The organism is Acinetobacter sp. LUNF3, from assembly GCF_022699605.1.
GTDB lineage: Bacteria > Pseudomonadota > Gammaproteobacteria > Pseudomonadales > Moraxellaceae > Acinetobacter > Acinetobacter johnsonii.
Window position 1 is genome coordinate 689,786 of sequence record NZ_CP093968.1, and the last position, 19,257, is coordinate 709,042.

Sequence of the window (19,257 nt, forward strand, 5' to 3'; positions counted from 1 at the left end):
AAATTGCAGAAAGAATAAGCAGTGTTTTTGTAAATGTAATCTTTAAATAGAAAAGAGTTAAAGTGGACCTGTGCTATTCCTAAAATGAATCAAATATTGTCCATTTTTTTGCTTTTGAATCTGCTTAAAAGAAAAGGTTTGGGGCATTTCTTCTGTACCCTTAAGCATATAGTCAATATTGATTTCAAAGGTCTTGGATTTTGTAAATTGTTGCTCTAAAGCAGTAATACCATCTAAATAAAACGCACGATCATCTTGTTGCAAATAAATAGCGATTCTACATAACTCTTGAATGAAACAGCTTTGACAAAGTTTGTGATTTTTTTCAATATCGGTTGAATTTAGAATGAGTTGAATGTCGAAACCATAAGATTCACAACTGATGTGCTTAAGTCGTATAGTTTGCTTATTTTCAAGTTGTGCTGTTTCTAAACCGTATAAAATAGAAAAATCATCCATCGTATTTTTAATTGAAAATGTATGATTCCGTACTTTATTTTTTAAAAGCACGGGTTGGGCTAAGCTTCGAACGCATTCGGTTTCTGAGTTCTTTTTTGCAAGTGCATATAGATCATTTGTTTTTGCAAATACCAAGGTGTGCAGAAATGAAAGAAGTAGAGGTGTGAGGAGTAAAATATTTTCATTATTATCGATTTAATGTTTCAGTGAAAATATTAAAAATGAGTTCATGAAAAAACTTAAGATTTGCTTTTTACTTTATTTAAATCTTTAGAGTTGAATTAATTTCCGATGTTGCATCAACGGCATACTTTCACGAATTTGAACTTGTTCTGCCAAGTCAAAAGGAACCGTAATCAACTGTGCGCCCGGGTTAAGAATCAAATCCAAAACTTGACCACGGCTATTGGTTGCCGCTGCATGTCCCCAAGTTTGTCTCTTTTCACCATGCCAGCCTTGTTGTGCGGCGCCTAAAACCTGACATTGACTGTCCATCGCACGGGCTTGTAATAATAACTGCCAGTGCATTTGCCCTGTGGTGTAGGTAAACGCAGCGGGTGCAGTCAAAATATTTGCACCGCGCGCGCGTAAAGTTAAAGCCAGTTCAGGAAAGCGTAAGTCATAGCAAACCATCAAGCCAATAATACCAAAAGGCATTTTTGCCACAACGACATCTGTACCAGGTTCAAAAAACTTCGATTCTTGGTAGCCACCCACAGCATCGCCAACTTGTACGTCAAACAAATGAATTTTGTCATAACGTGCTTCAGTACGTTCAGGGCTAATGCAAAGACTGACTGTACGAACACGACCATCCTCAATAACAGAACCATCTGGACGGAACGGGCATGGGAGAGTACCCGCGACGATCCAGATCTGATATTGATGAGCAAGATTTTCTAAACGCTTTTGAATGTCTTCAAACTGTGCTGCGGTCTCACGTTGTTTGCCTGCGGCAAAACAAACGAAGTTTTCGGGAAACACAATCAGTTCAGCACCATTTACTTTACTTTGTTGAATGAGAGACTCAATGACAAGGAAGTTTGCTTCAATGTCATTTTGAGAGTTCATTTGTACAACAGAAAGTAAAGTCATAAATGGGCCTACAAAATTTGTTGTTATGCGTTTTGTTGCTGTGACACTTGATCGAGGCTGTCTTGTTCTTTTTGCAACTGTTTGACCAAAGGTTCAAACATATTTTGATTACTTTGATTCAGTTCCATCAAAGTTTTATGTGCATCTAGTACGGTGTTTAACATATTACGATGCGTAATGTGCTCTTCCATCAGTTCGAGGGTACAAACGTTTGGATCGCCACAGTAGTTTAAAATCACAAAAACCTGCCCTAGCCCCATACTGTTGGCTAAGGTAGTGATATCAGAGTTGGTGGACAACATGACAGCTTGGATATTATGGATCTGTTTAAGCTTTAAGCCTAACTTTGCCAAAATGCCTAACACAGTGCTGTCGATGAATGTAGTTTGGGTTAAATCTACGATTGCACCAACAACATTTGACTGTTGTTCAATACGGTTTAAAAGTTTGTCTAGACTGATACAAGATTGGGCACGCACTTCGCCAATAAGCTTAAAAATATGCGTTCCATTCAAGCTTGCATATTCAACATGACCTGTTGACATATAAATGCCATTTGCAGAGAAGGATAGGAAATTATCCCATAGGGCAAATACTTACTCAAGTATCTAACAGTCTTAGAAGATAGGATATTGTAATAAGTTATTGATAATTTAATTAATTCATTCGACGTAAACTTAAAATGGCAATATCGTCTGCAACATGTTCTGGTGCTTCAAAGGATTGATTTTGCAAATGATAGACCAATTGTGTGAACTGATCATTCAGTCCACCATTGAAGGGTTCGAGTGCACCATCGGAGCAAATAATGAAGCGGGCATGACGATTGAGCACACATTCATGCTCTTCAACTTCTAGCTCTTCAGTAAGGCCCAAAGGAAAACTACTGGTATGTAATATTTTGGGAGCTTGATTCGGCTCGAAGATAATTGCGGGGGGGTAATGTCCTGCGCTCGACCAACGAAGTTGATGGGTTTCGAGGTTTAAAATCCCTGCAATCATGGTGATATGCTTTTCAATATTCTCTTGAACCAACATGCCATTAAGTTTCTTAATGAGTTCACGCGGTGTTTTGGCACGACCATGAAAAGCCGCCATCCAAGAGGTTAATAAGCTACTAGTGACCCCGTGACCGGATACATCAGCCAAATAGAACATCACTTCTTTATCGCTAATTTTCCAATAATCAAACCAGTCTCCAGACAAATAAGCAGAAGGCTGAAAAAATGTTTCAACGGTGTAATTTTGGAGTTCTATAGGATTTGGTAAAAGTCGCTTTTGTAACTCTGCTGCGGAAGGCAGATCTCGACTATCTTGATTACGTTTATATTGTGCATCAATTTTGAGCAAGGATTGTTGAGGATTGCTGGGGAGTTTATTCCACATCCAACCTGCTAAAGCACCGAGTTCCCAAGCTTGGGCTAAAGCACTACCTTCATTTTCAAAGGCAAGGACAATGGTGGGAAGTGTCCATTTATAATCTAAATAATCTTGGATATCGGCAATAGCAATAATAGTCGGGTCATAAAGATCAATGTCTTCTATGCGAATCATTTGCACACTTGGTAGTGTGTCTAGCACCTGTTCTAAATATGGAATATGGCGAGAAGGTTGAATGAAATACATAAAAAAAATGGCTTATCCTTAGCATTAAGCTATTGCTTTACTATAACAAGCAAATTACAGCTAGAGAAAAAAAATTCAACTCTAGCTGCAATACATTGTTATTCCGTATCTAACATTTGATGCGATTCATTGGTTGATGGAGAGCTAGAAGAATCATCATCACCGACCTCATCAATGAACATTCCTTCAGCTTCTTGGCCTTTTTTCTCAGCAATAATGAAGTTTTTACGTTGTAAATAAATATCACGAATTGAGGAATATTTGTCGCCTTGAATCGCACCCTCAATATCAATCAGTTGTGATCGCACATCAATACCACGTAAAGTCTGTTCGGCCCAATACAGGACTTCTTCATCTTCTAATATGTATCTTTGTGGGCGCGCATAGCCATCAACAACCAAGCCAAAACCATCACGGAAAGTACTTGGCCCAAAAACAGGAAGTACTAGGTATGGGCCAGATGGAACCCCCCAATAGCCAAGAGTCGTACCAAAGTTTTCATCTTCAGTTTCTAAACCCAAGCGCGAAGCAGGATCTGCAAAACCTAAAGTAGTTACCGTATTAATGGTAAATCGACCTAAAGTTTTTGCGGCACGGCCGGGACGACCTTGTATAAGTTGGTTCACTGCATTCCAAGGTTCACCGAGGTTTTTACGAAAGCCACTATAAGAGTCACGAATCGGAGAAGGGATCTTTTCTTTATATTCCACCGCAATTGGGCGAACGATCGCACGGTCTAAAGCATCATTGACGGCAAAAATTTGTCTATTCAAAGGTTGAAGCGGATCTTTTACATTATCAGGTTGTGCTGCATTGGCATCTACTTTTAAATCTTTTGCTTTAATATTCTTTAATTCTTTAAGCGAAGAAGATTGAGCTGTTTGCGGATCAGCACTGGTATCTATTTCGCTGGCAGCTGTAGGCGCTACATCTTCAGCAAATGCAAATGTTGTAAAGCCTACAAAGAGTAGACCAGCACATAAGTGGCGAATGTGTTGCATATAAAAGAGTTCCGGAACTTTATAATCAGCAGGTGAATTAAAAAAAATAATCTTTTAACTATCTTAACAGCTCTTTATTGCTCATTGTTAAATCAAATTTTAAGAAATGTTAGTAAAAAAGCGTCATTTTGCTGAATAAATAAACAAGTGGAAGTTTTTTTATAAATAATTGAATAAAGGGGGTTGTGTTGGATTAGAAATGCTGTAGAATGCACATCCATCGGCGGTGATGTTGATTAAAACTTGTTGAGAAACAAGGATTTAGCCCAGGCGGTAGAATCTGAAAGTCTTGAATAAGTTTAAAAATAATTAACAAAACCAGTTGACTTCTTCTTGAAAGAGAGTAGTATAGCCGACCTAGCTTGCTGATGACGAATCAGCAAGAAGATCATTAAGAGATTATGAAGAACAACTTGTGTGGATTTTTACTGATTGATCGATCGAAAATATTTCATTGATTGATGGTAGAAATTACTCGAAGTTTATTTGAGAAATATTTGTCAGAAAATTGATGAGCCAAGATTTGTAGCCATAAGCTACTAATGATTTTAACTGAAGAGTTTGATCATGGCTCAGATTGAACGCTGGCGGCAGGCTTAACACATGCAAGTCGAGCGGGGAAGGGTAGCTTGCTACCTAACCTAGCGGCGGACGGGTGAGTAATGCTTAGGAATCTGCCTATTAGTGGGGGACAACATTCCGAAAGGAATGCTAATACCGCATACGCCCTACGGGGGAAAGCAGGGGATCTTCGGACCTTGCGCTAATAGATGAGCCTAAGTCAGATTAGCTAGTTGGTGGGGTAAAGGCCTACCAAGGCGACGATCTGTAGCGGGTCTGAGAGGATGATCCGCCACACTGGGACTGAGACACGGCCCAGACTCCTACGGGAGGCAGCAGTGGGGAATATTGGACAATGGGCGAAAGCCTGATCCAGCCATGCCGCGTGTGTGAAGAAGGCCTTTTGGTTGTAAAGCACTTTAAGCGAGGAGGAGGCTACTTGGATTAATACTCTAGGATAGTGGACGTTACTCGCAGAATAAGCACCGGCTAACTCTGTGCCAGCAGCCGCGGTAATACAGAGGGTGCGAGCGTTAATCGGATTTACTGGGCGTAAAGCGTGCGTAGGCGGCTTCTTAAGTCGGATGTGAAATCCCTGAGCTTAACTTAGGAATTGCATTCGATACTGGGAAGCTAGAGTATGGGAGAGGATGGTAGAATTCCAGGTGTAGCGGTGAAATGCGTAGAGATCTGGAGGAATACCGATGGCGAAGGCAGCCATCTGGCCTAATACTGACGCTGAGGTACGAAAGCATGGGGAGCAAACAGGATTAGATACCCTGGTAGTCCATGCCGTAAACGATGTCTACTAGCCGTTGGGGCCTTTGAGGCTTTAGTGGCGCAGCTAACGCGATAAGTAGACCGCCTGGGGAGTACGGTCGCAAGACTAAAACTCAAATGAATTGACGGGGGCCCGCACAAGCGGTGGAGCATGTGGTTTAATTCGATGCAACGCGAAGAACCTTACCTGGTCTTGACATAGTAAGAACTTTCCAGAGATGGATTGGTGCCTTCGGGAACTTACATACAGGTGCTGCATGGCTGTCGTCAGCTCGTGTCGTGAGATGTTGGGTTAAGTCCCGCAACGAGCGCAACCCTTTTCCTTATTTGCCAGCGAGTAATGTCGGGAACTTTAAGGATACTGCCAGTGACAAACTGGAGGAAGGCGGGGACGACGTCAAGTCATCATGGCCCTTACGACCAGGGCTACACACGTGCTACAATGGTCGGTACAAAGGGTTGCTACCTAGCGATAGGATGCTAATCTCAAAAAGCCGATCGTAGTCCGGATTGGAGTCTGCAACTCGACTCCATGAAGTCGGAATCGCTAGTAATCGCGGATCAGAATGCCGCGGTGAATACGTTCCCGGGCCTTGTACACACCGCCCGTCACACCATGGGAATTTGTTGCACCAGAAGTAGGTAGTCTAACCGCAAGGAGGACGCTTACCACGGTGTGGCCGATGACTGGGGTGAAGTCGTAACAAGGTAGCCGTAGGGGAACCTGCGGCTGGATCACCTCCTTAACGAAAGATTGACGATTGGTAAGAATCCACAACAAGTTGTTCTTCATGACGATGTATCTGAGGGTCTGTAGCTCAGTTGGTTAGAGCACACGCTTGATAAGCGTGGGGTCACAAGTTCAAGTCTTGTCAGACCCACCAAATCTGACTAACAAGCATTGTTAAATGCTGAATACAGAAAAACAGAGACATTGACTTATTGATAAGCTGGGGACTTAGCTTAGTTGGTAGAGCGCCTGCTTTGCACGCAGGAGGTCAGGAGTTCGACTCTCCTAGTCTCCACCAAATTCGAGGAAAAACAAAGCAGCGCTTTGTCCGAGAATTTAAGCAAACAGCTATGCTGTGCGCAGGCACACATAGAACGAAGCTTAATCTAAGAAGTTGGATTACAGAAATTAGTAAGTAGATAACTTATTAACTTCTGTGATTTATCGCAGTTTCCTGACCTGACGAAGGCTGGAAAAATCATTAACAGAATATATTTGAGTTGAAATAATTTGTTCATACTCGTTTTTAAGATCGACATTAACAGTGATTTATTACTGATTGATGAAGATTAAAGAAATGAGTTACTAGCGAAATTAACTGAATCAAGCGTTTTGGTATGTGAATTGAATTGAAGCTGTACAGTGTTTAAGTACACAGAACAACAAACTGTAAGGAAGTGATGAGAAATCATCATAGACTGTCTTAATCCTACTTGTAGGGATTAACGACTGTTTGGGGTTGTATAGTCAAGTAATTAAGTGCATGTGGTGGATGCCTTGGCAGTCAGAGGCGATGAAAGACGTAATAGCCTGCGATAAGCTCCGGGGAGGCGGCAAATATCCTGTGATCCGGAGATTTCTGAATGGGGAAACCCACCTGTCATAAGGCAGGTATCGTATGATGAATACATAGTCATACGAGGCGAACGAGGGGAAGTGAAACATCTCAGTACCCTTAGGAAAAGAAATCAATTGAGATTCCCTCAGTAGCGGCGAGCGAACGGGGAAAAGCCCATTAAGTCATATAAGTTCTAGTGGAATGCTCTGGGAAGTGCAACCATAGTGGGTGATAGTCCTGTACACGAAAGGGCTTATATGATGATGTCGAGTAGGGCGGGGCACGTGAAACCTTGTCTGAATATGGGGGGACCATCCTCCAAGGCTAAATACTCCTGACTGACCGATAGTGAACCAGTACCGTGAGGGAAAGGCGAAAAGAACCCCTGTGAGGGGAGTGAAATAGATCCTGAAACCGCATGCATACAAGCAGTGGGAGCCGACTTGTTCGGTGACTGCGTACCTTTTGTATAATGGGTCAGCGACTTACATTCAGTAGCAAGGTTAACCGCATAGGGGAGCCGTAGAGAAATCGAGTCTTAATAGGGCGTTTAGTTGCTGGGTGTAGACCCGAAACCGGGTGATCTATCCATGAGCAGGTTGAAGGTTGGGTAACACTAACTGGAGGACCGAACCCACTGTCGTTGAAAAGCCAGGGGATGACTTGTGGATAGGGGTGAAAGGCTAATCAAACTCGGTGATAGCTGGTTCTCCCCGAAAGCTATTTAGGTAGCGCCTCGGACGAATACCATTGGGGGTAGAGCACTGTTTCGGCTAGGGGGTCATCCCGACTTACCAAACCGATGCAAACTCCGAATACCAATGAGTACTATCCGGGAGACAGACTGCGGGTGCTAACGTCCGTAGTCAAGAGGAAAACAATCCAGACCGCCAGCTAAGGCCCCAAAATTATAGTTAAGTGGGAAACGATGTGGGAAGGCATAGACAGCTAGGAGGTTGGCTTAGAAGCAGCCACCCTTTAAAGAAAGCGTAATAGCTCACTAGTCGAGTCGGCCTGCGCGGAAGATGTAACGGGGCTAAAACTATATGCCGAAGCTGCGGATTTGCAATTTATTGCAAGTGGTAGGGGAGCGTTCTGTAAGCCGATGAAGGTGTATTGAGAAGTATGCTGGAGGTATCAGAAGTGCGAATGCTGACGTGAGTAACGACAATGCGAGTGAAAAACTCGCACGCTGAAAGACCAAGGGTTCCAGTCCAACGTTAATCGGGGCTGGGTGAGTCGACCCCTAAGGCGAGGCCGAGAGGCGTAGTCGATGGGAAATTGGTTAATATTCCAATACTTCTATGTAATGCGATGAGAGGACGGAGAAGGTTAAGTCAGCCTGGCGTTGGTTGTCCAGGTGGAAGGTTGTAGGCATGTATCTTAGGCAAATCCGGGGTACTCTATGCTGAGAACTGATAGCAAGCTGTACTTGTACAGTGAAGTGGCTGATACCATGCTTCCAGGAAAAGTCTCTAAGCTTCAGTTACATAGGAATCGTACCCGAAACCGACACAGGTGGTCAGGTCGAGTAGACCAAAGCGCTTGAGAGAACTCTGCTGAAGGAACTAGGCAAAATGGTACCGTAACTTCGGGAGAAGGTACGCTGCCGACGGTGATAGGATTTACTCCTTGAGCTATTGGCAGCCACAGAAACCAGGCCCCTGCAACTGTTTATTAAAAACATAGCACTCTGCAAACACGAAAGTGGACGTATAGGGTGTGATGCCTGCCCGGTGCTGGAAGGTTAATTGATGGGGTTAGCGTAAGCGAAGCTCTTGATCGAAGCCCCAGTAAACGGCGGCCGTAACTATAACGGTCCTAAGGTAGCGAAATTCCTTGTCGGGTAAGTTCCGACCTGCACGAATGGCATAATGATGGGGGCGCTGTCTCCAGCAGAGACTCAGTGAAATCGAATTCGCCGTGAAGATGCGGTGTACCCGCGGCTAGACGGAAAGACCCCGTGAACCTTTACTGCAGCTTGACATTGAACTTTGATCTTACTTGTGTAGGATAGGTGGGAGGCTTTGAAACCGAGACGCTAGTTTCGGTGGAGCCAATCTTGAAATACCACCCTGGTAATATTGAGGTTCTAACTCTGTCCCGTTATCCGGGACGAGGACCATGTCTGGTGGGTAGTTTGACTGGGGCGGTCTCCTCCTAAAGAGTAACGGAGGAGTACGAAGGTGCGCTCAGCGTGGTCGGAAATCACGCGTAGAGTATAAAGGCAAAAGCGCGCTTAACTGCGAGACCCACAAGTCGAGCAGGTACGAAAGTAGGTCTTAGTGATCCGGTGGTTCTGTATGGAAGGGCCATCGCTCAACGGATAAAAGGTACTCTGGGGATAACAGGCTGATACCGCCCAAGAGTTCATATCGACGGCGGTGTTTGGCACCTCGATGTCGGCTCATCTCATCCTGGGGCTGAAGCAGGTCCCAAGGGTATGGCTGTTCGCCATTTAAAGAGGTACGCGAGCTGGGTTTAGAACGTCGTGAGACAGTTCGGTCCCTATCTACCGTGGGCGTTGGAAATTTGAGAGGATCTGCTCCTAGTACGAGAGGACCAGAGTGGACGAACCTCTGGTGTACCGGTTGTGACGCCAGTCGCATCGCCGGGTAGCTATGTTCGGAAGGGATAACCGCTGAAAGCATCTAAGCGGGAAGCCTACCTCAAGATAAGATTTCCCTAGGACTTTATGTCCTCTAAAGAGCCGTTGAAGACTACGACGTTGATAGGTTGGATGTGGAAGCATAGTGATATGTGAAGCTGACCAATACTAATTGCTCGTGAGGCTTGACTATACAACACCCAAACAGTTGGTGTTGTGGTTCAAATCACTGCAAACAACTTGATTTAGTTATAAAGCTAGATAAAATATCCAACTCAAATATACCTGTTAATAACTCATTTGATGAAAGTTAGGCATACACAATGTGTAAATAAGACCCAACGAATAGTCATAAACAGTTGTGCTGGCGACAATAGCAAGAGTGAACCACCTGATCCCTTCCCGAACTCAGAAGTGAAACCTCTTAGCGCTGATGGTAGTGTGGAGTTATCCATGTGAGAGTAAGTCATCGCCAGCTCATTAATTCTAAATCCCCCTCCGCTAATCGCTGAGGGGGATTTTTTTATGCTGAATATATTAAATAATAAATGAATCAATCGTCTAATTGAGATTTATCGTAATTAAATAAAACATCCTAAATAGTCATAATTATTATTTAAATGAACCTTTCTATACTTATTTTTCTTTTTTACTATCAGTTAATTTTTACTATCAACTAAATACTATATTTTTATCTAATTTAAATTAGGCCTTTATTGTTAATTATTATTTTATTTCATATCAGAAAGACAAGTGTTAATGGTTGGTTTTATTTATTTTTAATGCGAATTAAATCAATTATTTAGACTAATGTTGAATTTTTATATCACTATAAATTGTGTGAATATAACACCAAATTACTTTGGTGAATGACTTCTGTTTGGGTTGAATTAGCACATTATAAAAACTGAAGGGCGCTAGTTAAAGTGCAATGAAACAATAGCTCATAGGAGGTGAATAATGTCAGCTAAAGCAGTGAATGTGAATGATATTATTGATCGTGCAAAATTTTCGGGGTTCCATTTTCAAGTTGTTGCTTGGTGTCTACTCATTATCTTATTTGATGGCTATGATCTAGCAATTAATGGCGTGACTTTACCATTACTGATGAATGATTGGGGCTTAAGTGCCGTTCAAGCAGGCATGTTAGCCAGTACAGCACTTGCGGGCATGATGTTTGGTGCAATGGTATTTGGCTCTTTAGCCGACAAAATTGGCCGTAAAAAAGTCATTATGATCTGTATTGTGCTTTTTAGCGGGCTTACCTGTGCAGGTGGTTTTGCATCAAATCCAACGGAATTTGCGGTTTTACGTTTCCTTGCTGGGCTTGGAATTGGTGGGGTAATGCCAAACCTTGTTGCGCTGACATCTGAATATGCACCACAAAAAATGCGTAGTACCTTAGTAACCACAATGTTTAGTGGTTATGCCGTGGGTGGTGTAATGGCTGCATTGTTAGGTGCGTGGTTTACTCCAAGTTTTGGTTGGCAAATTATGTTCTTTATTGCGGGTATTCCTTTGTTGTTATTACCTGTTATTTGGAAGTTTTTGCCCGAGTCTTTGACTTTTATTGTGCAACAAAACCGTCAGGCGGAAGCACGTAAAATTGTTCGTCGTTTATCACCAGTAGTAATGGTAAAAGAAGATACAACTTTTGAGTTGCATCAGGTTGATGTACCAGAGTCTGCAAATGTTGTGAGCTTATTTAAACGTGGGCGTGCGGTAAATACCTTGTTGTTTTGGGTGGCGTTCTTCACCTGCTTACTGACGATGTATGCTTTAAGCAGTTGGTTGCCGAAGTTAATGATGGTAGCAGGCTACTCAATGGACAATAGCTTGATGTTTATGATGGTGATGAATATTGGTGCTGTGATTGGTATTGTGGGTGGAGGGATCTTGGCAGATCGCTTCCATTTGAAACCTGTGCTGATGTGCTTGGGGATGATGGGTGCTGTTGTGATGAGCTTGATGGGCTTCCAATCGAATCAATTCCTTTTATATATTTTAGTATTCTTGGCGGGTGCTGCATCAATTGGTTCGCAAATGCTTCTTTATAGCTATGTCGCTCAGTACTATCCACTTGCTGTTCGTTCAACTGGGATTGGTTGGTCGTCTGCGATTGGTCGTATGGGTGCAATCATTGGGCCAATTTTGATCGGGAGTTTGTTGGGAATGAATTTGCCTGCACACTTTAACTTTATTGCAGTGGGTTTACCTGTGTTGATTACTGCTATTGCGGTTGCACTGATTATGAATGAAAATGAAGCTGAAAAGCTTAAGTCTGGTTCGCCAGCTGCGGCCAAAGCTTAAGGCAGAAATTGATAAAAGAAGCCTCCAGTTATTGGGGGCTTTTGTTGGCTAGTTATATAATTTATATTCTTAATAAAGCTGATTTAGACGAAGAGATTTTAAGATGATTTTTGGAGAAATTTCCAAAGTTCCTTTACGTGAAGTTTGGTCGCATGAGGCTTCAAATTTTACACCTTGGCTTGCAAATAATTTGGATAAATTGGGTGATGCTTTAGGAATAGAATTAGAGTTGACGGATAGGGAAGCAAATGTAGGAGATTTCTCTTTAGATATTTTAGCTAAAGATTTAGGTACTACGCATACTGTTATTATTGAAAATCAATTAACACAAACAGATCATGATCATTTAGGCAAGTTAATAACTTACGCTGCAGGATTTGATGCAGCGGTTGTTATTTGGATTTCTGAATCAGTTCGTGAGGAACATAGGCAGGCTTTGGACTGGTTAAACCAAAAGACTGATACTGATACTCTATTTTTTGCTGTTTCTGTTGAAGTTATAAAAATTGATGATTCTAAGCCTGCATGTACTTTTAAACTAGTTGCCTCTCCTAATGAGTGGCAAAAGAATAAAAAGACTCGTATACAAAATGCTTCTATTAGTGAGAAGGAGGAAAGGTACCAAATATATTTCCAGAGACTAATTGATGACTTACGAATTAATTATAAATTTACTTCTGCAAAAGTTGGTCAGCCGCAGAATTGGTATTCATTTTCTTCAGGAATTAAAGGTATATATTATGGGGCTAATTTTACTGCTTCAGGAAAAGCTAGAGCTGAAATATATATTGATGTCGCTAACTCAGAGACAAATGAAAGTATTTTACAAAGCCTTATAAACAAGAAAGATTTTTATCAGTCTCAATTTGCAGAATCTATTTGTTGGGAAAGGTTAGATGGTAAAAGAGCATGTAGAATAGCTCTTTATAAAGATGGTTCAATTATGGATTCAGCACAGGAATTAGATGATATTAAAAAATGGCATATTAAGAAGTTGCTAGAATTGAAAAGCAAATTTAGTAATGCTCTAGCTTTAGTTGTAAAGAGCCACACAGACAAGGCTAAAAATAGTATGATTTAAATAAGCTCTAAGTCAAAATATGTATGAAACTCAACTCATTCTCCCCAATTCCTGAAAACGATGATGAACTGCACTTACCTGAACTGGTGTACTGGGCATCTTTAGGTGAACTCGCTGAAGTAGAAAAAAGTCTCGTCAATGGTGTAGATGTGAACTCCACCGACGATGAAGGCTATAGTGCACTCCAAGCGGCGGCTGAAAATGGCTATCTAGATGTGGTGAAACTACTGGTGGAAAAAGGTGCGAATGTCCACTACAAAGGTGAATACACTGCGCTTCAACTGGCTGAAATGGCGGAACAAGTAGAAATTATTGAATACTTAAAAAGTCTGTAACTTTTAAAAATGAATAAAAGAGCCTGCTCAATATCAGGCTCTTTTTATTTTATGGCATCTTAAATGGACGAATTGGATTCAAGTTCTTTTAATATCGCTTGATTAAAAGCGGGAAGATCCTCTGGACTACGTGAGCTGATGAGCGTCCAACCACCGGCATCACATTTGTGAACGGCTTCATCGACCCATATAGCACCTGTATTTTCTAGATCGAGTCGTATACTTTGATGCGAAGTCAGTTGTTTAGCTTGAATCCGTTCAGCATTAATCAAAACCCAAGGCGCATGACAAATCACAGCTATTGGTTTAGCTTGGTTGCTAAAGCTTTGGATAATTTCGACAGCTTTGGGATGGTGGCGTAATAGATCGGCATTAACTGCACCGCCGGGGATAATCAGCAAATCGTAGTCGTCATAATGAACATGATCCCAATCGACATCTGGAGGATAGCTTGCTGCCGATTCTGAGTCCATTTTGACAGTTCGAACATCGCGAGCTTCAATCGCGGCATGAATGCATTCTATGCCTTTGGACTGTAGAAAATGGAGAGGCTGAATTAGCTCATCATGTTCTACGCCTACATTTGATGTTATGAACAATACTTTTTGAGTCATGTAAAGCCCCTAAAAAAAATGTCTATGCTTTAGCCTAACAAAGCAGAATGATTCAGATGTTTTGATTTAACGGACTCTTGTAAATAAGTGAAAGTAGCCGATGTAGTGTTTCGTGTAACTTTAGACTGTGTGAAGGTTTTAATGAGCCTTTTCAATAATTGATGTGCACTAAGACATCCACATAAATCTAAAAACCAGATAGAAAATAGAAAACAATCTGCTCAAAAAATGTAGGTTTTTTGAATTTTCTATGCTATAAAAAATAAAACGGCACAAAAATTGCTTATAAAGCGTGCTTTAAAAATAGTTGTATTGATGAGTAGGGTTTTATGAAGTTATCGGTTGGATTGAAAGTTTCGAACTCTTTGTCGCTAACCCCCCAATTACAACAAGCCATTCGATTGCTTCAATTATCGAGCCTTGAACTTGAACAGGAAATTCAGATTCAACTCGACAGCAACCCGCTCCTAGAAAAAGTAGAAGAACAGTCATCTATCGAAAGCTTATCCAGTGTGCAAGAGCAAGAACAGGATAAGAAAGATTTGACCAACGAACTCAACGCCGACCATTTACCCGATGATTTACCCGTCGATACCGACTGGGATGATGTCTATACGCATCAACCAACCAGTTTGGGCGCGGCAGAATTTGAAGAGCGAGAAGATAATCGCCAAGGTCATTTGGGCTTAAAAGAGCATATGTTGGAGCAAATCAATCTGTTGCATTTTTCGCAAGTAGATATGTTGATTGCTTATTGCATTATTGACTCTTTGGACGATAAAGGTTTTTTAGACAGTGATATTTCAGAAATAACGACTTCAGTTCAACATCTTTTAACAAGCATGGACTATGACGACGAAGTCGAAGATGACGAAGTGGTTGTGGTGCTCAAGCATATTCAGCGTTTAGACCCACTTGGCGTTGGGGCGCGGAATCTTGCAGAGTGCTTAATGGTACAGTTGGAAGCCTTGCCGATGCAGACCGCGTGTCGAAATGATGCTATGAATCTGCTGAAAAACTATGAACTATTGATCAGCAATGAACTAGCGAAACTGATTAAACAAACGGGTTTAAATCAAGAGCAGCTCAAGTGCGCGGTTGATTTATTGAAAACGCTAAAAGCGCATCCAGGGCTTGAGTTTGAAGATAAAGACTCAGATTATCAAATTCCTGATGTCGTAGTAATGAAGAAAAACGAACAATGGCAAGTGGCTTTAAATCCTGATGTGATGCCAAAACTTCGTGTGAACTCGTTTTATGCCAATATGATTAAGCGTGCTGATCAAAGTGAAGATAATCAGTACTTACGTAATCAAATGTTGGATGCGAAGAACTTTATTAAAAGTGTCGATGAACGCCATAAAACTTTACTGAAAGTGGCGACGTGTATCATTGAACATCAGCGTGCATTTTTAGAAATTGGTGCTGAAGGGATGAAGCCTTTGGTACTTCGAGATATTGCAGAAGAAGTTGAATTGCATGAGTCGACCGTTTCTCGGGTGACCACCAACAAATATATGCTGACGCCACGCGGCTTGTTCGAATTGAAATATTTCTTTTCAAGTCATGTGGGGACTACTTCAGGTGGTGAAGCATCTTCAACTGCAATTCGCGCCAAGATTAAAAAATTGATTGCTGAAGAGAATGCACGTAAGCCTTTGTCAGATAACGCAATTGCCAATCTGTTAAAGGACGATGGAATTGATGTAGCACGTCGGACAGTGGCAAAGTATCGCGAATCGTTACATATTCCGTCATCTTCTGAACGAAAAGTCTTGATCTAAAATTTAAAATCTGACTATTCTAGAGGTTCATTATGACAACATAATGAACCTCTTTTTTCTTTAAGGAATGGCTAAAATGATTTGATGTTTCTATGCGCGCTGGTTGTTTTGCAGTCATTAAATCGTTTTGGCTTTTCCTCATTAATCCTAATGAAGGTGAGGGATAGATATATGCAAATAACAATTCGTGGACATCATTTGAGTATTACCGCAGCTATTGAAGATACCATTCGCTGCAAATTTGCAGAAATGACCAAGCATATTGATCAGGTAAACAGTATGCAGGTGAAGTTAACCAAGGATCATCAGGTCGATAAACATACTAAAAAAGGCAGTAGCAATCATATTGCAGAAGCAATTATCCGTTTACCGGGCATTGAATTTTTTGCTCAGGCTTCAGCAGATGATATGTATACGTCGATTAAAAAATTATCAGAAAAACTAAAAAGACAGCTCGATAAGCACCGTAAAATGCAGCAGGTTTACCAACCGATCGCCATTTAGTTTGATTTTTATGCAAAAAGAGGTTTTTTAAAACCTCTTTTTTTATATATAAAGTGTGCGGGTTTATGATTTATTTTTCAGATTTATAGTAAAATGGCAGGTTTTTACACCGTTGGTCCTATAAGAGGTCTTTGTGATGAATAGTGAACAGCTCACTGAAATTTTAAAAGCTGCTTTTCCTGAAGCTGAAGTTGCAGTTAGTGGGCAAGGCGGAAAGTTTGACTTACGTATTGTCGACGACCAATTCGAAGGCAAACGCCCTGTTGCACGTCAGCAAGCTGTTTATGCACCATTAAATTCTTATATCGCAAGTGGCGAAGTGCATGCGGTGACTATTCGTGCAATGACTAAAGAAGAATGGCGTAAAGCAAGCTTATTCGGAGCTTAAAATTAGATGGATAAATTTTTAATTCAAGGTGGCACTAAGCTCGAAGGCGAAGTTCGTATTTCGGGTGCTAAAAATGCTGCCTTGCCGTTGCTTGCAGCAATGATTTTGCCTGAAACCCCAACCAAGCTCACCAACGTGCCGCATTTAAAAGATGTCAATACTTTGGTGCAGTTGATTGGTGGTCTAGGCATTACCATGACCTACGAAGGCGACACGGTTACTGCGGATACCTCAACACTGGATAATCAGTTTGCACCGTATGAGTTGGTGAAAACCATGCGTGCATCTATTTTAGTGCTCGGTCCATTGGTGGCGCGCTATGGTAGTGCAAAAGTATCTTTGCCGGGTGGATGTGCGATTGGCTCGCGCCCAGTCGATCAACATTTAAAAGCTTTAGAAGCTTTAGGTGCAGAGATTGAAGTTGAAGCGGGTTATGTACACGCTAAAGTTGATGGCCGTCTGAAAGGTGGCGAAGTTATTTTTGATATGGTGACCGTGGGTGGCACCGAAAATATCTTAATGGCTGCGGCATTGGCCGAAGGCGTGACTACGATTCGTAATGCGGCACGTGAACCTGAAATTACTGACCTTGCGAAAATGTTGATCGCGATGGGTGCAAAAATTGAAGGTTTAGACACAGATACCTTAGTGGTAACAGGTGTTGAAAAACTACATGGCTGTGAATACGCTGTAGTTGCTGACCGTATTGAAACAGGTTCGTATTTGGCTGCTGCGGCCATTACTGGTGGTCGTGTAAAAACTACACATACTGATCCAACATTGATGGAATCAGTTTTAGAAAAGTTTGAAGAAATGGGCGCGGAAGTGACCCGTGGTGATGATTGGATCGAGCTGGATATGATGGGTAAACGCCCGAAAGCAGTCAGCTTCCAAACGCTTCCACATCCTGACTTCCCAACCGATATGCAAGCACAGATTATGGCAGTTAATGCCATTGGCCGTGGTTTTGCTACTATTTCTGAAACGATTTTTGAAAACCGTTTTATGCACGTACCTGAATTGTCACGTATGGGTGCCAATATTCAGGTCGAAGGTAATGATGCTGTCGTGACGGGTGTAGAGAAACTTTCTGCAGCACCTGTGATGGCAACAGATTTACGCGCTTCTTTCTCGCTGGTGCTAGCTGCACTTGCTGCGGATGGTGAGACGCTGATTGATCGTATCTATCATATTGACCGCGGTTATGAAGATATTGAAGCGAAATTACAAGGTATAGGCGCCCAAATTAAGCGAGTAAGTTCATGAGCGATATGAGAAACGATGATCCAAATTTTGACGTAATGGGCAATTTTGATCATGGTTTAACATTGGCATTGAGTAAAGGTCGTATTTTAAAAGAAACCCTGCCTTTACTTGAAACGGCTGGAATTAACTTACTGGAAGATCCTGATAAGTCACGCAAGTTAATTTTCCCAACCACCCATAAACAAGTCCGTATTTTAATTTTACGTGCTTCTGACGTACCTACCTATGTGGAGAATGGTGCGGCGGATATTGGTGTTGCGGGTAAAGACGTGCTTATGGAACATGGCGCACAAAACGTTTATGAACCACTCGATCTAAAAATCGCAGTATGTAAACTGATGACTGCAGGCAAAGTTGGCATGGAGCGTCCCAAAGGGCGTTTAAAAATTGCCACTAAATACGTAAACTTAACCCGTCAGTACTATGCAAGCTTAGGTGAGCAAGTCGATGTGATTAAGTTGTACGGTTCAATGGAACTTGCACCGTTGGTGGGTTTGGGCGATTACATTGTTGACGTTGTCGATACTGGGAATACTTTACGTGCCAATGGTTTAGAGCCTTTGGAAGAAATTTGTAAAGTGTCTTCACGTTTGATCGTGAACAAGGCTAGTTTCAAACGTAAGCAAGCATTGTTAAACCCAATTCTTGCACAGTTAGAAACAGCAGTCGCTGAACGTGAAGCGTTAAAAAACAAATAAGTTGATCTTTTTTGTTTAAAAAAACCGCTATCGATGATGGCGGTTTTTTGTACCTGCTCATTTTTAAATTTTTTTATTGGATTGAAATACAATAGGATTGAATCTGAACCAGTTGAATTAAAGTATTAAAAGTATAGACATCACAAGCAGAAATTCGGGATGTCTGCTTGGCGTCATGAAATTGCGCTGCACCTTGAACAATCACATGATGACCCGTTTCATGAATTGCTTGAATATGGAACTCATGCGCGACCGTCGTAAAATAATGTTCGATAGATTGGCAATGCTTCAGTACTTGATCAAAACCTGAAAGCCGTTGTTCACCAACAATTTCCCATGTAATGGTTTCTGAAAAATGCTGTTGGATTCGGCTAAATTGCCCCGTTGAAAAGCATATGGCTATGTCCGTGAGGGTCATTTTGTTTTGCCTGTTTTTTAGTCATGTTTAATGATTCTAGTTTAAAAATATTGAATCAGATTCATTTCCCGATGAAGTTAAAAGTAATTTTTCATTACACTCTGTGTTTAGCTGGAGGATTGTTGCCCACAAAATACAGGAAACAAGGTAAACTAAAGCTT

At 41.6% G+C, this 19,257-nt stretch carries 15 protein-coding genes, 2 tRNA genes and 3 rRNA genes; 13 read left to right on the forward strand and 7 right to left on the reverse strand.

Going from position 1 to position 19,257, the window contains the following annotated elements; genetic code table 11:
- Positions 1-57 precede the first annotated feature (57 nt).
- The 5 genes from MN200_RS03265 to MN200_RS03285 form a co-directional block, all read right to left on the reverse strand.
- Positions 58-594, reverse strand: a complete 537-nt coding sequence (locus MN200_RS03265; protein ID WP_125274107.1) for a hypothetical protein — start codon at positions 592-594, stop codon at positions 58-60.
- Between the two features lie 135 nt (positions 595-729).
- The gene (locus MN200_RS03270) at positions 730-1,554 is read right to left on the reverse strand and encodes a carbon-nitrogen hydrolase family protein (RefSeq protein ID WP_242760038.1); all 825 of its coding nucleotides are present in this window, start codon (positions 1,552-1,554) and stop codon (positions 730-732) included.
- 23 nt (positions 1,555-1,577) lie between these two features.
- Positions 1,578-2,099, reverse strand: coding sequence for an anti-anti-sigma factor GigB (gigB, locus tag MN200_RS03275; RefSeq protein WP_004692241.1), 522 nt, complete (start codon positions 2,097-2,099; stop codon positions 1,578-1,580).
- Between the two features lie 112 nt (positions 2,100-2,211).
- Entirely contained in the window at positions 2,212-3,180 is a 969-nt protein-coding gene (gigA, locus tag MN200_RS03280) for an RsbU family protein phosphatase GigA (RefSeq protein WP_004692240.1), read from the reverse strand.
- A gap of 98 nt (positions 3,181-3,278) precedes the next feature.
- On the reverse strand, positions 3,279-4,181 hold the full coding sequence (locus MN200_RS03285; RefSeq protein ID WP_125274109.1) for a VacJ family lipoprotein: 903 nt from the start codon (positions 4,179-4,181) through the stop codon (positions 3,279-3,281).
- A 549-nt stretch (positions 4,182-4,730) separates the two neighbouring features.
- On the opposite strand from MN200_RS03285, the gene MN200_RS03290 reads away from it, so the two are divergent.
- The 8 genes from MN200_RS03290 (at position 4,731) to MN200_RS03325 (ending at position 13,424) form a co-directional block, all read left to right on the forward strand.
- Positions 4,731-6,268: ribosomal RNA gene (locus MN200_RS03290) — 16S ribosomal RNA — on the forward strand.
- A gap of 61 nt (positions 6,269-6,329) precedes the next feature.
- Positions 6,330-6,406, forward strand: a tRNA-Ile gene (locus MN200_RS03295).
- A gap of 68 nt (positions 6,407-6,474) precedes the next feature.
- A tRNA-Ala gene (locus MN200_RS03300) sits at positions 6,475-6,550 on the forward strand.
- A 447-nt stretch (positions 6,551-6,997) separates the two neighbouring features.
- Positions 6,998-9,891 (forward strand): 23S ribosomal RNA (locus tag MN200_RS03305).
- Between the two features lie 170 nt (positions 9,892-10,061).
- Positions 10,062-10,176: ribosomal RNA gene (gene rrf, locus MN200_RS03310) — 5S ribosomal RNA — on the forward strand.
- Together the 16S, 23S and 5S rRNA genes with 2 tRNA genes alongside form the textbook arrangement of a ribosomal RNA operon.
- Positions 10,177-10,658: 482 nt before the next feature.
- Positions 10,659-12,008: an aromatic acid/H+ symport family MFS transporter gene (locus tag MN200_RS03315; protein WP_242760040.1), complete on the forward strand. Its 1,350-nt coding sequence runs from the start codon at positions 10,659-10,661 to the stop codon at positions 12,006-12,008.
- A 103-nt stretch (positions 12,009-12,111) separates the two neighbouring features.
- A complete protein-coding gene (locus MN200_RS03320) occupies positions 12,112-13,089 on the forward strand; it encodes a DUF4268 domain-containing protein (RefSeq protein ID WP_242760042.1) in 978 nt (325 codons plus the stop codon).
- A gap of 23 nt (positions 13,090-13,112) precedes the next feature.
- A complete protein-coding gene (locus MN200_RS03325; protein WP_242760044.1) occupies positions 13,113-13,424 on the forward strand; it encodes an ankyrin repeat domain-containing protein in 312 nt (103 codons plus the stop codon).
- A gap of 59 nt (positions 13,425-13,483) precedes the next feature.
- On the opposite strand, the gene MN200_RS03330 is transcribed toward MN200_RS03325, so the two are convergent.
- Entirely contained in the window at positions 13,484-14,038 is a 555-nt protein-coding gene (locus MN200_RS03330; protein WP_242760046.1) for a DJ-1/PfpI family protein, read from the reverse strand.
- 329 nt (positions 14,039-14,367) lie between these two features.
- Between MN200_RS03330 and MN200_RS03335 the strand changes: the two genes are divergently transcribed.
- The 5 genes from MN200_RS03335 (at position 14,368) to hisG (ending at position 18,678) form a co-directional block, all read left to right on the forward strand.
- Complete coding sequence (locus MN200_RS03335) at positions 14,368-15,822, forward strand: RNA polymerase factor sigma-54 (protein ID WP_005400217.1); 1,455 nt, start codon at positions 14,368-14,370, stop codon at positions 15,820-15,822.
- Positions 15,823-15,993: 171 nt separating this feature from the next.
- Positions 15,994-16,326, forward strand: a complete 333-nt coding sequence (raiA, locus tag MN200_RS03340) for a ribosome-associated translation inhibitor RaiA (RefSeq protein ID WP_242760047.1) — start codon at positions 15,994-15,996, stop codon at positions 16,324-16,326.
- Between the two features lie 136 nt (positions 16,327-16,462).
- Entirely contained in the window at positions 16,463-16,714 is a 252-nt protein-coding gene (gene ibaG / locus MN200_RS03345; RefSeq protein ID WP_004695019.1) for a BolA family iron metabolism protein IbaG, read from the forward strand.
- Positions 16,715-16,720: 6 nt separating this feature from the next.
- Positions 16,721-17,980 (forward strand): UDP-N-acetylglucosamine 1-carboxyvinyltransferase, encoded by a 1,260-nt coding sequence (murA, locus tag MN200_RS03350; protein WP_078390238.1) that lies wholly within the window; start codon positions 16,721-16,723, stop codon positions 17,978-17,980.
- Entirely contained in the window at positions 17,977-18,678 is a 702-nt protein-coding gene (hisG, locus tag MN200_RS03355) for an ATP phosphoribosyltransferase (protein WP_004984172.1), read from the forward strand. The genes murA and hisG overlap by 4 nt, the downstream gene beginning before the upstream one ends.
- A 73-nt stretch (positions 18,679-18,751) precedes the next feature.
- Here hisG and MN200_RS03360 read toward each other — a convergent pair whose 3' ends face one another.
- Positions 18,752-19,096 carry a nuclear transport factor 2 family protein gene (locus tag MN200_RS03360; RefSeq protein ID WP_242760048.1) on the reverse strand — a complete coding sequence of 115 codons (345 nt, stop codon included), beginning with the start codon at positions 19,094-19,096 and terminating at the stop codon, positions 18,752-18,754.
- Between the last annotated feature and the right edge of the window lie 161 nt (positions 19,097-19,257).